The organism is Clostridium sp. 1001271st1 H5, from assembly GCF_005845215.1.
Lineage (GTDB): Bacteria > Bacillota > Clostridia > Lachnospirales > Lachnospiraceae > Enterocloster.
On the sequence record NZ_SPHO01000018.1, the window covers coordinates 1 to 15946 of the forward strand.

Sequence of the window (15946 nt, forward strand, 5' to 3'; positions counted from 1 at the left end):
GCTTCCAGTCTACACCATGGGTTCTTTCTTTACAAGTTAGCCTCTGAACAGTAACGCGGCACCAGGCAGATGAGAACAAATGTTTACCTTTTGTTTGACAATATCTGCCATGTTTGATATACTTAGTATATCGAACAAATGTTTGGAGGCAATGTGATGTCAAGAAACAGAACACATGCAGTTAGATGTCCTGATTGTGGTTCCATCATACCAATTAAAATATATGACAGTATTACCCCATCCGTGAATCCGGAGCTCAGGCAGCGGATTTTAGACGGCAAGTTTGAGATAGTGGTATGTCCTGACTGTAGGGCTGTGTTATACATACAGTATGATATTTTATATCACGATACTGCCGGAAAGTTTATGGTTTGCGTGGGTAAGGATTATTCGGATATGATTCAGCAGCTGGATTGTCCGGCTGGATATAAGCTGAGATATGTGGATGATTACAGGCAGCTGGCTGAAAAGATACGGATTTTTGAGGCAGGGCTGAGTGATGAAATCATGGAGATAACAAAAGAGGCCATGCGCCACATGGCAAAAAAGAATCTGGAGCTGTATTATGCGGGTAACTGGAGAAAGCTGATGTATTTTACAGTTCCCGGCCAAGAGAAGCATATAGCGGTATCACAAGGCCTGTATACGCTGGCCAGGAAATATTACGACCAGATTCCCGCAGAGGAAGACCGCGGATTCCGCAGGATTAACCGTAAGTACGCAGAGGCATTAAAGAAGATACGGGTATGATGATATTCAGAGTGTCCGTATTAGATGGTAAATTACAGGGAACTGCCAGTTGTGAAAGACTGGCAGTTTTTTAGTGGTAATTTGCTAGTGGTAATTTGCAGGTGAACCAGCTCAGTCCATGGTGGAGCTAAGGCGGATGAGAAGAGGCAGTGTTATCTCTCCCCAGCTGTAATTAAGCATGTAGTCACCCATAAAAGAAGAGACATAGGCGGGAGAGCCGTTTATGAATTCGAATAAATCGCATAAGACGGTATTTTTATTCACATGTGCACCGGCACGCTGAAATGTGACCATATTTTCAATTGCATATTTTTTTAAGGTGGCGCGAAGCGCCATGATTACACTTCGATATCTGCGTTTAATCTTTTCATCATATGGTTCAGATTCCCATAAACAATCAATCGCCTGTTCCATGGTAACGGTTCCGCCCTGTCGGTCAATGAGAAGGGCTAAGAATTCCTTGGATTTTTTATTGCTGAAATACACAGGAGCATCGTCCACATACACATCAAACTGGCCGAATGTATGGATAAACACCTTTTTTTGCATGGCAGGGAGATTCTCAAAGTAAGAAGACAGAAAATCCCTGATGGTAATACAGGCGTCGTTCAGATCCCGGCCCTTTTCCCATTTTAAGACAAGGTAACGGTATATATTAGGATTTTTTATTTCAATCAGGGAACAGCATTCGTCAAATATAAATTGGTTTGTAATGGCAGGGATGATGCTGACTGCGCAGTTGGCAGATATAAGTTTTGAATAGGCCATGTTATTATCTGTTTCCATAATGATTTTTGGAGTAAATCCTGCGTTGAGACAGTTTTTTTCAGTGATTTTTCTTAGAGGATTTGTCCTTTTCTGGATAATGAAGGACTCATTGGCCAATTCGGACAAATCCACGGATTTACGCACACCAAAGGCATGTTTTTTGTTGACGGCAAGACATAATGGCTCTTTCAGCAAAACCATCTCATTGGGCTCCGTCGGAGCGGTTTCCTCGGTTACAATACTGAAGTCACATTGGTTTTCAGTATTGCTCTGGGAAATACTCAAATCAATTGTTTTGTAAGTTTCTTTCAGGGAAGTAAAAAGCGGGGTCAACAGTCCGCTGCAGGCATGCAATGAGATGCTGACAGGGGCCCGTGTGGGCTCTGTTCTGATATAAGAGAAGAAATCCTGTAAAGAGGCGTCAATGACATGAGCGCAGCGCAGAAAATGTTCGCCGTGGTCAGTAAGGGAAACCATATCTTGCGTATGGCGCAGAAGTGTACACTCCAATTCTGTCTGCAAAGCATCTAATGCACTGCAGATGACTTCCACGCTGTCGCCTGTTAAGACGGAAACCTCTTTTAAATCCCTGCTTTCAGACAGAAGTGAAAAGTAGTGTACTGTTTTTGTATCCATAATTATCCAATCCCCCTTTGACTGATTATTTCCGGAACGTAATAACTATATTATACAAACGATTTCAGGATAACACAATGCGGAGGGGGCAAAGGGGAGATGAATGAAACAGCTGCTGAAATAGCTGATATTTGGCGGAACAATAGCGGAATATAGGGAGTTGGTTTGGTATTTTAGTGATATAAGTTACCGGTAACCCGTGGTTTGAAGGAGGAGGAGATAGGAATGGAATTCAATCGGATTAAAGAGGATGAATTGACGAGAGAATTAATTCAATTTCGAAGACAGAGACACAAGATGCCCGAAAACGCGTGGACGGAATTTCTGACCACTTCGGAAATCATCAAGAAACTGCAGGAGTTTGGAATTCCTTATATTTTCGGAAGGGATGTTCATGTCCGGGGAGAGAGATACGGTGTGCCGCCGGAAGATGTACTGGAAAAGTGTATGCAGCGTGCAGTTGGAGAGGGGGCGGACCCGGAGCTGGTAGAGAGGATGAGAGGCGGATATACAGGGGTGGTCGGAGTGATAGATACCGGAAAACCTGGTCCTGTAACAGCCATAAGGTTTGACATCGACTGCAATGATGTAGAGGAATGTTTAGGCGGGGAACATTTTCCTGCCAGAGAGCATTTTGCCTCAATACATCCTGATTTAATGCATGCATGCGGCCATGATGTCCATACTGCAATTGGAATCGGAGCCGCAAAGGTACTATCTGTTTATAAAGACCAGCTGTGCGGTAAAATCAAGCTGATTTTCCAGGCCGCAGAGGAGGGCGCACGGGGAGGTGCGTCAATGGCGGCAAGCGGTATACTGGATGATGTGGATTATCTCTTTGGAGGCCATGTTGCTGATATGACAAGCCGTCTTGGCCAGTTTGCAGCTTCCACCAAGAATGGAAGCATTAGCTACAAAGTGGACCTGATATTCAAGGGGCTGTCTGCACATGCTGGTATGGCACCTGAAATGGGACATAATGCCCTTGCTGCCGCTGCCACGGCCACGCTGAACATACTGGGAATATCCAGACACAGCGCAGGCAGGACCAGGGTAAATGTGGGCGCCTGTATAGCAGGACCGGGAAGAAATGTCATCCCGGACCATGCTCTGCTAAAGGCAGAGGTCAGGGGCCTTACGGACGATTTGAATGAATATATGTTCAACCGGATGGTGACAATAGCAGAGGCCGCGGCCCGGATGTATGAGTGTGATTTTACTTATAAAATAATGGGCCACTCCATCGATGCTGCATGTGATGAGGAAATGACGGCTGTGGCATATGAAGCGGCAAAAGAGACAGCCGGAGTCACGCAGATGGATTCCTTTCATGATATGCTGGGAGGCGGGGAAGATGTTACCTTTATGATGAAGGAAGTGCAGAAGCATGGAGGAAAGGCCACCTTTATGTGGCTTGGCTGTGATTCCACAGCGCCAAATCATAATAGTAATTTCAGTGTAAATGAAGATGTGATTCCGTTGACTGTCCGTTTGTTCAGCACTATGGTTTTTAAGCTGAATGGGGTTTAGGTATGTAAAGGAGATGGGTAAAAATGACGAAAGATAAGGAAAGTAAAAATAGTGGGTTTATCCGGTTCGCTAAATATATTGAAAAGGTTGGCAATAAGCTTCCGCATCCATTTTATTTATTTTTAGTCTTAATTGGGATTGTACTGATTGCTTCGTTTATATGCAGTAAATTGGGGGTTACGGTCAGCTATACCACCGCATCACAAAAGGGTGAAATCCAGGAGGTGACAGCTGGGGTTGTCAACATGTGTTCCAAAGCAGAGCTGCAAAAGTGGCTGGCCAATTTTATTAAGGCATTTACAGATAGTCCCAACCTTACCTCAGTCCTGATAATTACTATGTGTGTGGCCATATGTGATGAGAGCCAGTTCTTTAAGGTCGGACTGCGCAAGCTTCTTTACAATGCTCCCAACAGCATGATAACATTTGTTCTGGCCATGGTAGGTGTCTGTTCCAATATCTGTTCAGACGGTGGAACAATACTGGCGGTTATGCTCGGCGCTATTGTTTTTAAGGCCATAGGCAGAAACCCGTGGATTGGAATTATTGTGGCATATGGTTCTGCGGGCGCCGGTTACATGGGCAATTTACTGCCGTCCGTTGGGGATGTGGTTGTATCTTCAATTACCAATGGCGTTTCAGAACCATTGGGATATACCATGAATCCGATGGTAAACTATTTCTTTCAGGCCGCAGCCTGTATTGTGTTGGCATTAGTGACTACTATAATCACTGAAAAGGTTCTCGTTCCCCTGTATGGGGACACAGACAGAAAAGCGGGTGCATCAAGTGACCGTTCTTTGCTGGAATTGTCATCTGAAGAAAACAGGGGAATGAAATTTACCGCCATTGGAACGATGGTTTTTATTGTTATGATGCTTGTATTCTGTATGCCGTCAAACGGTTTCCTGCGCTCAGATGAAGGAAATCTGCTGCCCAGTTCTCCGCTGATGTCCGGCCTGGTTCCTATCATCTCCATCTTTTTTGTTATTCTGGGGGTATCGTACGGAGTGGGTTCAGGCGTCATTAAACATAAAAATGATATTCCTAAAATGATGGCCAATGGTGTGAAGAGCGTTTCATCGCTGGTTCTGATTCTGTTTGTTGTATCTGAAATGCTTTACGTATTCAATAAAAGTAATCTGGCAACCATAATTTCAGTAAACGGGGAACGGCTTTTAGAGTCCATTCATTTTACCGGTTTGCCGCTGATGATTGCTTTTATAGTGGTAATAGCTGTAACAAACCTGTTTATGTACAGCGCATCCGCCAAGTGGATGATACTGGCTCCCATATTCGTACCAATGTTTTTAAACCTTGGCATAAACCCGGTCACAACCCAATGCCTGTACAGAATAGGAGACTCATGCACCAATAATCTGACTCCTTTAAATGCAGCGATTGTGTTCGCAATTTCAATGATGAATCAATACCGTATACCGGAGATAAATAAGGAAGAGGCTGGCATGGGAACATTATTATCGGGCCAGGTGGTCTTCTCCATCGTGTATCTGGGCGTACTGATAGCAATGTTTCTTGTGTTTTATTTTTGCGGTATCCCCTTAGGTCTTGGAGGTTGAGACAAAATAACCCGGGAATATGGGTGAAACGGCCTGCTTCATCCGCCCATCCGTCTATTGCCAGAATCCTGGTTTTATGATAAAATCCATATGGGATAAAATCAAGATATGCGCTGCGGCAGGCAGTGCGGAATGGAGAAGACGAATGAAAGCATTTGATTGCGTTAACAAGCAGGAAGTTGAAGTGACGAAGGAAGGTTTGATTGACTTCATGAAAAAGGACCGCCAGATTGATATGAAGTTTGCTGAGAAGAGAACGGATGACATGGGATATCTGACCTGGGATGCGGAGAACTGGACCTGTGTGGATGGACAGAACAAGTTTATGCGCTGTTATTCACTGGAAGGCCGTGTGCTGAGAGATTCCACCACCCATAATATTTATGATATGGAAAATGACTTTTTCCCGGAACAGGCCATGGAGATTCAGATTAACTAATCAGGAAGGTGTGTTTATCTATTTACTTAATCATTCATTGACAAAAGACGGCGGAAGCCGTCTTTTGTTGTTGTGCTTTGCTTATTTGTGTGAAAAAGAAAAGCAGTTAGTTATCCTTATACCCCTGAAGAGAGGAGTAGCCAGCGGGCGGTTCCCGCTGGCTGAGTATTATGAAAAAAAGTTATTAGCATTGACCTTTTACAATAGATAGTATATTCAGAAAATGTGAGCAGTCTGTTGCAAAAGTGTGAACGGTTTGTAATAAGTTTATGAATGAAATAAGAATGTACAAATTGCACAAAAAACAGGAAGATTTCTTGACTAAAAAAGCCAATAGACTAAAAAAGATTTAGAGTATATAATTAATTTTGTATTAAATATTGGTGCTATTCACTATGTATATCCTGAGAATTGGCTCAGAGTATCTACCAACTACCGTAAAGAGTTGACTACATGGCTTTTTGTAGTTGGCTCTTTTTTTGCAGTTAGGTATTTGCCCATGGGAGGGGGCGGGAATGATAGGGCTGCAGGATTCCAACTACAATGGATAGCGGAAAGAGAAATCTGTACATATCACGCAGATTAAAACATGACATGGAGGACATAGTATTGAAACAAAAAACAGGATGCGTAGACCGCTTTTTTCAGGTCTCCCAAAACCATTCAAACGTAAGGACGGAAGTGCTTGCAGGAATCACCACATTTATCACCATTGCCTATATTCTTATTTTGAATCCACAGATTTTATCGGACCCATATGTCATCATGGGGGATGCTGTCATGGCAGGAAAGATTGCAAACGGCGTATTCATCGGCACATGTATCGGAGCGTTCATTGGTACCATCCTTTGTGCCCTGTATGCCAAGGTTCCCTTTGCTCAGGCTCCGGGAATGGGCCTGAATGCGTTTTTTGCGTACACAGTTGTACTGGGAATGGGCTACACCTATGGCCAGGCACTGGTCGTTGTGTTTATCTCAGGCATTTTCTTTATAGTGATAACAGCCATCGGCCTGCGGGAAGCAATCATACGTTCCATACCAGATGCAGTTAAGACAGCCATCACCCCCGGCATCGGCCTGTTCATCACCATCATCGGACTGAAAAATGCAGGAATTGTCATCTCCAATCCAGCCACCCTTGTAAGTCTGGTGGATTTTTCACAGTGGAAGATAGATGGGGCGGACCTGGCCCTCATGAGCAGCGCATTGGTTGCGCTGGCCGGACTGGTCATCATGGGAGTGCTTCATGCGAGAAAAATCAAGGGCTCTATCCTGTTGGGCATTGTGGCTGCAACGCTCTTAGGAATACCGCTTGGTGTAACCCACCTCTCAAACCTGGATATGAATATCGGATTAAAATTCAGGGATTTTGCAGAGGTGTCATTCATGAAAATGGATTTCGCCGGATTATTTTCAGGTCCAAACATGGTGGAAACCATATTTACGGTAACCATGCTGGTAATCAGCTTTTCGCTGGTTAACATGTTTGATTCCATCGGCACCCTTCTGGGCGCAGCCAAGCAGTCCGGCATGATTGATGAAAATGGCGAGGTTATCCGGATGAAGCAGGCTCTGATGTCGGATGCCATCTCTACGGCCGCCGGCGCAATGGTAGGCACATCCACAGTAACCACCGTGGTGGAATCCAGTGCAGGAATCGCAGCAGGAGGCCGTACAGGACTTACCAGCCTGGTGACAGCCCTTATGTTTCTGGGAGCCATTCTCTTTGTGCCCATTGTCAGCATAGTTCCCGCAGCAGCCACTGCACCGGCGCTGATTTTCGTGGGCATCCTGATGCTGGGAAATATCAGGGATGTGGACTTTGGTGAAATGACCAATGCGCTTCCCGCTTTCTGCACCATTGTTTTTATGCCCTTTACATATTCCATTGCTAACGGCGTTGCATTTGGATTAATCACATACTGCCTGATGAAGCTTACCACCGGCAGGAGACAGGATGTGAAGGTTCTTACACTGGCGATTTCTGTTGTATTCGTTGTAAGGTATGCATTTATGACATTGGGTTAGAAGGAAAGGAACTGTTTTATTCGTAAGGGCGGACTTTAGACAGGAAACAAAACAGGGTACCGCAAAATACACAGGAAGCTGGCAGATACTATGCTGACAGCTTCCTGTTGTTTTTTTGCTGAACTATCCCTGTTCCGGACAGAGGAAAGGGTTGGGGGAACAAGAAAAAATAAGCCGCACTATAAAATCAGGGCCGGGTATGGTAAAATACAGTTATTCAGATGCTGCCTGTTAAATTATCCCTGAAAAAGGGAGGAGCCAGTGAGATTAAATCCCACTGGCCGAGTATTATGAAAAAAAGTCTTATAAGCATTAGCTGTTTACAATATAAAGTATATCCGTTAATTATGAGCAGTCTGTTGCGTAAATGTGAACAGTTTGTAAGTAGTTTGTGACGAAAATCATGCAATTTTCTTACGGGAAAATCAAGGAAAACAGGAGGAACAGGGATGGGGGGCAGAATAAAAAAATTTTTAGGAATCACCCGGGATATTCCGGATTTTGACCAGGTAATCCAGGCCTTGCATAGTGATGTGGCCAGACGGAATATTTATTTTCACTTATTCATCATTGCTTTTGAGTGTATTATGGCGGTGTCCATATCCATGAGGCCGGGCGGTCCCTTTGCAAAGCCGCGCCGTGTGGCGTATTTTTTCCTGTATCTGACCCTCATACTGGCGACAGCAGGCGTCATGTGGGCGGAGGCCCGGATAGACAGCAGGAAGGAAAAGGATGTCCGCCTGTATTTCCGAATCGAGGCAGCCTATCTTGTGTTTTTCAGCTTCTGGGGCGTGGCAGTCACTCTCAATGACCAGCTGGGGGGCAACGGACTCACTGTTTACAATTATGTCATTTTGATTTTGGCTATCATGTCCATGATGAAGCCATGGCAGGCAGGGCTTTTGTTTCTGGCGGACTTTTTGTTATTCAATGGTCTACTGCCGTATTTCCCGGATCCGGCCGGATTGGATAACAGTTTTAACAATATGATGAACAGCCTGTTTTCATCCCTGGCAGCAGCAGCCATTGCAGCAAGTCTGTACAACTCTAAGATACAGGAAAAGAGAAATGAAATTATCATCAAACAGCAGTTAAGGCAGATTGAATCAGCCAACCGTATGCTGAGCCGGGAGGCGCTTTCAGACGCCCTTACCAGCCTGCAGAACAGGACCAGCTTTAAAAAGGCGCTTCATGCCTTTGAAAGCGGGAATACGGATTGCAGAACCCTGGCCTGTATTTATATAGATGCAAACGGACTGCATGAAATCAACAATCATCTTGGACACCAGACGGGAGACGGGATGCTTAAAACCGTGGCAGACATTCTGCTGAAAAACTTTGACTTTGAAGAGATTTTCCGGATTGGCGGTGATGAGTTTATTATTCTGAGCAGGAATGTGGGCCGGCAGGAGCTGATGCAGAAGATAAAACAGGTCTGCGGACAGACAGAGGAGGCCGGTTTCTCCCTTTCCATCGGACTGGAGTGGCGGGATACGGACCTTGACATAGGGCAGGTGATTCAGAGGGCTGAGGCAGCCATGCAGGAGTATAAAAAGGGGTACTATTCCTCCAAGGGCGGTGAACGGCAGAAACGCGCGCTGAACAAGCATATGGAACAAATCATTTCAGAGAAGAAGGATGCGGACCGTTTCCTGAGCATTTTGGCGCCGGTATTCACCGGGGTATATTTTGTGAATCTGGAGACAGATACGCTGCGGCAGCTTTTCACACCTTCCTATTTCCAGGAGATGCTGGAAAAAAGCGGAAACAGGTTCAGTAAGGCTCTGATGCTGTACGCAAAGGAGATGGTGGAGCCTCAGTATCTGACGCTGTTTGAGCGCTGCTGCGATTATGCCTGTCTGGAAGAACAGCTGGAGGGCGATGAAATTCCCGGCATTATCTACCGGAAAAAGGATGGAAGCCAGCTCAGGCTGAGAATTCTTAATTTTTATCATTACGGAGGCGTCAGCAAAGAAACCCTGTGGATTTTTTCCGACATAGAGGTCAATTATATTGAGTCCTGACAGAGGCCGGCGGAAAATGGTGTAAAAAAGAGGGGCGCTGCCATGAGTAATTGGATTTCATGGCAGCGCCCCTTTATCATATTGAAGCTATGATTAGATGGAGGTTGACTGGAGCCAGAAGTTAGAACCGGAGCCAGCCAGTGTGACCGTATAGGTCTGATTCTGCAGGAACGTCATCCAGGTATCTACCAGAGGTGTGCTCAGGTCGTTGCCGCGGTAAACCGTGATGCGGTAGCGCCCGGGAATGACATTGTAGAAACGGGTGAAATTCAAAAAGTTCAGGTTAGAGACAACCGGGCGGTTGTTCACGTAAATCTGGATTGGTCCCCGGACCGCTGCATTGTAGAATCTGACACGCGCAGGTGTAATGGGAAGGACGAACCCCGGCAGGATTGTGCCCCAATTCCAGGACCAGTCAGGTCTTGGAGGAAATGGTCTTGGGGGAAATGGTCTTGGGGGAACCGGCCTTGGAGGAATCGGTCTTGGCGGCATAGGCCTCGGCGGTATGGGCCTTGGAGGTCTTGGGGGTGTTGGTCTTGGAGGCATTGGTCCCGGAGGATTGGGTCTTGGAGGCATTGGTCCCGGAGGATTGGGCCTTGGAGGCATTGGTCCCGGGGGATTGGGCCTTGGAGGCATTGGGCCCGGGGGATTGGGCCTTGGAGGCATTGGGCCTGGAGGAGTGGGCCTGGGAGGAACCGGTCTGTTTGGAATGGGGCGGGCAGAACGTTCCTGTATGTCAAGGTCCTCCTCCTGGCCCGTCCAGGCGTCCTGGTCTTCCGGGAGCGGAAGAATGGGGTCATTTAGGTCATTTTCCTGGGAATTCAGCCATTCATCGGATTCGTATGATTCGTAATCATAGTCAGGATAGATAAGGGACGAATCCATATCATCCTCTGCCATGGACGGATAGTAGTTATCGTTATACATAAGGTAACCTTTCATAATATGCTTTGTCATATCTTATGCGTGGAAAAAAAAATTGTGCGGAGGGGCAGGCTTGGGGGAACAGCCGCAAAATGCACAAAATAAGGATTTTCGATGATAAAACTTTGGGCAGACTTTTTTGATAGTGTATGCTATTATAATAAACGTAACCCCCCCAATACATTATATAGTTTTTGCTACACCCCATAAGAAACGAAATACCTTCTCCTAAAATGACCAGTTCCCCGACTGGTCATTTTATTTTGATTGACTTGCGGGGAAATCTGGTCTACTATTAAATGGAATTTCAGATAGGAGAGACTGGCTCATGAATAAGAAAGAAACAAATGAAATCAAGAAATTGTTTACCCCGGCAGGCTGTGCCATCACCCGAATCTGCGGCTGCTACGTGGACGCGGAGAAGAATAAGAAGACAGAGCTTAAGGAGGCTTTCCTCTCCCTGCAGGAGGAAGAAGCATTTAAATATTTTACCATATTCAGGAATGCCGTTTCAGGGACCATTGGAAAGAACCTGATTAATATGGAGTTTCCGTTACATACAGAGGCAGAGGGAGGCACCCAGCATTTTCTTTTAAGGCTCAGGGACAGCCAGCTGAAGGATGACGCTGTTCTGGAGGAGTTCTATGACAAGGTTATTGCCAATTATGATTATGGCGAGAACTATTACATCATTCTCATCCACTGTGCCTATGATATACCTGCCAAGGCAACAGACGGCACGGAGATGTTCGACGCGTCGGATTATGTCTATGAATTCATACAATGCACCATATGCCCTGTTAAGCTTTCAAAGGCAGGATTGTGTTATAATACCCTTACAAACACCATTGAGAACCGTGAGCGGGACTGGCTGGTGGAGCCGCCTGTCCAGGGGTTCCTGTTCCCTGCCTTTAACGACAGGAACACGGACATCCACAGCCTGCTGTACTATGCCAAGAATCCGGAGGAGCTGCCGGAAACATTGATTGACGAGCTTCTGGGCTGCGTGATACCCATGTCGGCCAAGAGCCAGAAGGAGACTTTCCAGGCCATTGTGGAGGAGACGCTGGGAGATAACTGCGACTTTGAGACAGTAAAGAACATCCATGAAAACCTGAGTGAACTGGTGGAGGAGACAAAGGATGAGCCTGTACCCCTGACTCTGGACAAGTATCAGGTAAAGAAGCTGCTGGAGACAAACGGCGCCCCGCCTGAAAAGCTGGAGGAATTTGAACAGAGATATGCAGAGGTGGAGGATGGGCCCGGCACCAGCTTTGTGGCCGCCAATGTGGTAAACACCAGAAGCTTTGAAATCAAAACCCCGGATGTGAGCATTAAGGTGTCTCCGGACAAGACCTATCTGGTGGAGAACCGGATGATAGAGGGACGGCCCTGCATTGTCATTGCCATCAATGAGCATGTGGAAATCAACGGAATCACGGTACGCCCGGTTGCTGCCCAAAGGCAGGCAGAGGGGGAGGGTACGTCTGGACAGGCTGAGTAAAAATCCATAGGGAAAATGATAATATAAGAAGCCGGTCCTTACCGCGTCGGGTATGGACCGGCTTTTCCGGTTACGAATATGCCGAGAAGTGTCCCGGCAGTACTTAGATGCGCTCCGCGTTATCACGCATGTATTTGAATTCAGCCACGGAGCGGTCAAAGGTCTGGATGTGATAATAGAGCCAGTCCCTGACCTTTTCAGAGACTTTTTCCACAAAGGCGTCCGTGGGGCCCTCCTCCTCGGTCAGCATTTCATGGAGCTCCTGGACCGTCCGCCTCAGTTCCTCATGTTTTTCCTTGTGTTCCTTGATACCTGGATAATTTATGGATTCCTGAAGGGCCTCTTCTTCATTGAAATGGTACTCGGTGTAGTCGGCCAGGAAATTAAGCATTCTGGCTGCGCCGCTCTGATTGGAACGCTCCTCACAGCTCTTTAATAAATCATTGATTTTACAAATCAGTTCCTTGTGCTGGGTATCAATCATCTCATTGCCTGTTACCAGGTCATCTGTAAATTCTGCGTACATGTTACAATACCTCCTGAATGTTTGATATATATAATTTATCACAGATAATGGGAAAATACTATGACTTTTGCAACAATAAAGACAAATTGTCAGATGAATGGGAATCACTGCCAGGGTTGGAATATCATATCTTCGACACTCCGAATACACTGGAAATAGGGGTGGGTATACATGTAAGAAGTTGTCTGGACAAAAAAGTCAATAGTTGATATAATGACCATGTACGCTTGGCAATCATAAGATAATGGGAGGATGAAGATACAGATGAGTCGGACAATTAGTGCAGGTTATGTATATCGTCAATATTCTACCGAAGGTGTTTATATTGCAGATTATAAAAGCTCCAGGGCTGCCCATGAGGCGACTGGGGTCTCCATCGGCTCCATTGCACGGGCTGCCCATGGTGAACGCAGGACCGGAGGCGGTTACGTCTGGAGGAAGGTGCTGGCGGATTCACCGAAGGATAGTATCGAAATAGATTTAATCAGTAAAATAGGAAACCATGATAAACGACCTCTGGTCCAGAAGAATCTGGACGGAGAAATCGTTGGGGAATTCCTCTCCATCGCCCATGCCAGCCGGACCCTTAAAATCAGCCGCAGGAGCCTTTCCTGTGCGCTCAGCGGGGCTCAGAAGACAGCCGGGGGCTACATATGGGAAGAGAAGATGGAGGATGATATCCAGGTTCAGGGGCAGTAGGCTTCAAACTGCTGTTTGATAGAGGAAATTAACCGTTACAGGATAAAAAAGCAGTCCGGGTATTTGGGCTGTTTTTTGTTTTTTGAGGAAGTATCAGGGTATGTTCGGAAAGTCTGTAAATAAAAGAAAAAAACGCAGAAATTTGATTATATTTGCAAGATATTTCTGGAAATTTGCATGAGTTTATAGTACAATATTGATTAAGAGGAGTTGCATCCCTATAACAGAGGAGGACGCTAAATGAAACGTGATGATTTGGTTTGGAGTGACCGCAAAAGGAACTGGCTGGGACTGCCCTGGACATTCACTGTATATGGCCTGACAGAAGACCGGCTGTTCATTAAGACAGGGGTCCTTAACATACATGAGGATGAGGTGCGCCTTTACCGTATCCTGGATTTGTCCCTGAGGAGGAGCCTGTGGCAGAGAATCATGGGGCTGGGGACCATCCATGTGGACAGCAGCGATAAGACCATGAAGGCCTTTGATATACAGAACATACGGCGCTGTGAGGATGTGAAGGAGCAGCTGTCGCAGTTTGTGGAGCAGGAGCGGGATAATAAAAGGGTATCATCCAGGGAATTCATGGGCGGATACGGGGAAGATGAGGATGAGGCCTTTGATGAGCCGGACAGCCATTATTAAATAATAAGAAACAGCCATGTTATTTTATTTAAGAAAGGGGACTTTGTATGGGGAAAAAACGGAATATCATAGTGGGACAGTCGGGAGGACCTACCTCGGTCATTAATTCCAGCCTGGCAGGGGTCTATAAGACAGCAAAGGAAAGGGGATTCCACAAAGTATACGGCATGCTCCACGGCATTGAGGGACTGCTGGATGAGATGTATGTGGATTTGTCCACACAGATTCATTCTGATATGGACATTGAGCTCTTAAAGAGGACTCCCTCGGCATTTCTGGGCTCCTGCCGGTATAAGCTGCCGGATATCCATGAGAACCCGGCTTTTTATGAGAAGATATTCAACATACTGGATAAGCTGGACATTGAGGTCTTTATCTATATCGGCGGCAATGATTCCATGGATACCATTAAGAAGCTGTCCGATTACGCCATTGTCAAGGGCCATGGCCAGAAGTTCCTGGGCGTTCCCAAGACCATTGACAATGACCTGGCTCTTACGGACCACACCCCTGGTTTCGGCAGCGCAGCCAAATACATAGCCACCTCCACCAAGGAAGTGATTCGGGATGCCATGGGCCTGTCCTACCGCCGTAAGACCATCACCATCATGGAATGTATGGGAAGAAATGCAGGCTGGCTTACAGGCTCCACAGCTCTGGCCAAGACAGAGGACTGCTGCGGACCGGATTTGATTTATCTGCCGGAGATACCCTTTGACATTGATAAGTTCCTAAAGAAGTGCAGGGACCTGATTCAGAAGAAGCCGTCCATTGTCATTGCAGTGTCCGAGGGAATCAGGGTGCCGGATGGGCGCTATGTATGCCAGATGGCGGGAGGAAGTGATTACGTGGACGCCTTTGGCCATAAGCAGCTGGCCGGTACAGCGGATTATCTGGCCGGTTTCCTGGCCGGTGAGCTGGGATGCAAAACCAGGTCCGTGGAGCTGTCCACCCTGCAGAGGAGCGCTTCCCATGTGGCTTCAAGGGTGGATATCAATGAGGCATTCATGGTAGGCGGAGCCGCTGTCAAGGCAGCGGATGAAGGTGACACGGGCAAGATGGTTGTCATTGACCGGGTTTCCGACGACCCTTATATGAGCGCGGCAGGCATATATGACGTACACAAGATTGCCAATAATGAGAAGACGGTGCCCAGGAGCTGGGTCAATAAGGACGGCAGCTATGTAACCCAGGAATTTGTGAATTATGTGGAGCCTTTAATCCAGGGAGACTACCAGCCATTCATGGTAAACGGCCTTCCCCAGCACCTTGTTCTTAAGCGGTAAGGACCAGAGGGGGCCTATAATTTCTATGAAAACATTAAAAATTGCATAATAAATGCCTTCTGCAACGGAAAAGAATCAGGGCGGTTTCCCAGTTTTTTGGGAACCGCCCTGAAGTTTTGATAAAGGAATGGGGAGGAAAAGGTAAAAAATGGCATTTTTGCACAATGAAATCTTGTATTTATTTAGGGACAAGGCATGAAAGGAAATTTGACAATTGAATATAATAGTGATATATATATTTCAACCACTTTCAATTGTTATCTGTTGGACGGTCCCTTCCTGTAACCGACGGGACAGGGATGTCACAAAAAAGGAGTTTTGACTATGAAAGAAAAGAAAATCATGTTACCCACAATGGCTGAGGCAAAGAGATTTGTTGATGAGGCTACAAAGTGTGACTTTGATATTGATGTATTCTATAACCGAGTAACGATTGATGCAAAGTCCATCCTTGGTGTGCTGAGCCTGGACCTGACCCGGGTCCTGACCGTTCAGTTTAATGGTGAGAACCAGGGATTTGAGGAATATCTGGATACCATTTCACCGGAAACCAATGCAAACGCTGCCTGATGAGGGCGCGGTTAGAGGAGGATTGCGAACACTTGTT

General features: G+C 46.3%; 15 protein-coding genes and 1 riboswitch. Of the genes, 12 read left to right on the top strand and 3 right to left on the bottom strand.

The features are described from left to right. Positions 1-156: 156 nt before the first annotated feature. Positions 157-750: a CpXC domain-containing protein gene (locus FGS84_RS22510; protein ID WP_138310561.1), complete on the top strand. Its 594-nt coding sequence runs from the start codon at positions 157-159 to the stop codon at positions 748-750. Between the two features lie 111 nt (positions 751-861). Here FGS84_RS22510 and FGS84_RS22515 read toward each other — a convergent pair whose 3' ends face one another. Next, positions 862-2154, bottom strand: a complete 1293-nt coding sequence (locus tag FGS84_RS22515; RefSeq protein ID WP_138310562.1) for a LysR substrate-binding domain-containing protein — start codon at positions 2152-2154, stop codon at positions 862-864. 225 nt (positions 2155-2379) lie between these two features. On the opposite strand from FGS84_RS22515, the gene FGS84_RS22520 reads away from it, so the two are divergent. From FGS84_RS22520 to FGS84_RS22540, 5 genes are all read left to right on the top strand, one after another. Then, on the top strand, positions 2380-3684 hold the full coding sequence (locus FGS84_RS22520) for an amidohydrolase (RefSeq protein WP_138310563.1): 1305 nt from the start codon (positions 2380-2382) through the stop codon (positions 3682-3684). A gap of 23 nt (positions 3685-3707) precedes the next feature. Beyond that, the gene (locus FGS84_RS22525) at positions 3708-5264 is read left to right on the top strand and encodes an AbgT family transporter (RefSeq protein WP_138310564.1); all 1557 of its coding nucleotides are present in this window, start codon (positions 3708-3710) and stop codon (positions 5262-5264) included. Positions 5265-5409: 145 nt separating this feature from the next. Next, on the top strand, positions 5410-5703 hold the full coding sequence (locus FGS84_RS22530; protein ID WP_138310565.1) for a hypothetical protein: 294 nt from the start codon (positions 5410-5412) through the stop codon (positions 5701-5703). Between the two features lie 375 nt (positions 5704-6078). Continuing rightward, positions 6079-6175: riboswitch (purine riboswitch) on the top strand. Positions 6176-6297: 122 nt separating this feature from the next. Next, positions 6298-7731: an NCS2 family permease gene (locus FGS84_RS22535; protein ID WP_347563873.1), complete on the top strand. Its 1434-nt coding sequence runs from the start codon at positions 6298-6300 to the stop codon at positions 7729-7731. Positions 7732-8180: 449 nt separating this feature from the next. After that, on the top strand, positions 8181-9755 hold the full coding sequence (locus FGS84_RS22540) for a diguanylate cyclase (RefSeq protein ID WP_138310567.1): 1575 nt from the start codon (positions 8181-8183) through the stop codon (positions 9753-9755). A gap of 93 nt (positions 9756-9848) precedes the next feature. On the opposite strand, the gene FGS84_RS31850 is transcribed toward FGS84_RS22540, so the two are convergent. After that, on the bottom strand, positions 9849-10232 hold the full coding sequence (locus FGS84_RS31850) for a DUF4397 domain-containing protein (RefSeq protein ID WP_279232848.1): 384 nt from the start codon (positions 10230-10232) through the stop codon (positions 9849-9851). Here FGS84_RS31850 and FGS84_RS31630 point away from each other — a divergent pair. Both FGS84_RS31630 and FGS84_RS22550 read left to right on the top strand, forming a co-directional pair. After that, complete coding sequence (locus FGS84_RS31630) at positions 10123-10608, top strand: hypothetical protein (protein ID WP_227146324.1); 486 nt, start codon at positions 10123-10125, stop codon at positions 10606-10608. The two genes, FGS84_RS31850 and FGS84_RS31630, sit on opposite strands and share 110 nt — an antisense overlap. Before the next feature lie 399 nt (positions 10609-11007). Continuing rightward, on the top strand, positions 11008-12183 hold the full coding sequence (locus FGS84_RS22550) for a DUF4317 domain-containing protein (protein WP_138310569.1): 1176 nt from the start codon (positions 11008-11010) through the stop codon (positions 12181-12183). Between the two features lie 103 nt (positions 12184-12286). Here the strand turns inward: FGS84_RS22550 and FGS84_RS22555 are convergent, their stop codons facing one another. Next, on the bottom strand, positions 12287-12709 hold the full coding sequence (locus tag FGS84_RS22555) for a hemerythrin family protein (RefSeq protein ID WP_138310570.1): 423 nt from the start codon (positions 12707-12709) through the stop codon (positions 12287-12289). 264 nt (positions 12710-12973) lie between these two features. On the opposite strand from FGS84_RS22555, the gene FGS84_RS22560 reads away from it, so the two are divergent. The 4 genes from FGS84_RS22560 to FGS84_RS22575 all read left to right on the top strand — a co-directional run bounded on the left by FGS84_RS22560 (position 12974) and on the right by FGS84_RS22575 (position 15909). Next, on the top strand, positions 12974-13408 hold the full coding sequence (locus FGS84_RS22560; RefSeq protein ID WP_138310571.1) for an NUMOD1 domain-containing DNA-binding protein: 435 nt from the start codon (positions 12974-12976) through the stop codon (positions 13406-13408). Between the two features lie 240 nt (positions 13409-13648). Then, positions 13649-14053, top strand: a complete 405-nt coding sequence (locus FGS84_RS22565) for a PH domain-containing protein (RefSeq protein WP_138310572.1) — start codon at positions 13649-13651, stop codon at positions 14051-14053. 47 nt (positions 14054-14100) lie between these two features. After that, positions 14101-15339, top strand: a complete 1239-nt coding sequence (locus tag FGS84_RS22570) for a 6-phosphofructokinase (RefSeq protein WP_138310573.1) — start codon at positions 14101-14103, stop codon at positions 15337-15339. A 324-nt stretch (positions 15340-15663) separates the two neighbouring features. Beyond that, entirely contained in the window at positions 15664-15909 is a 246-nt protein-coding gene (locus tag FGS84_RS22575; RefSeq protein WP_138310574.1) for an HPr family phosphocarrier protein, read from the top strand. The last annotated feature ends 37 nt before the right edge of the window (positions 15910-15946 follow it).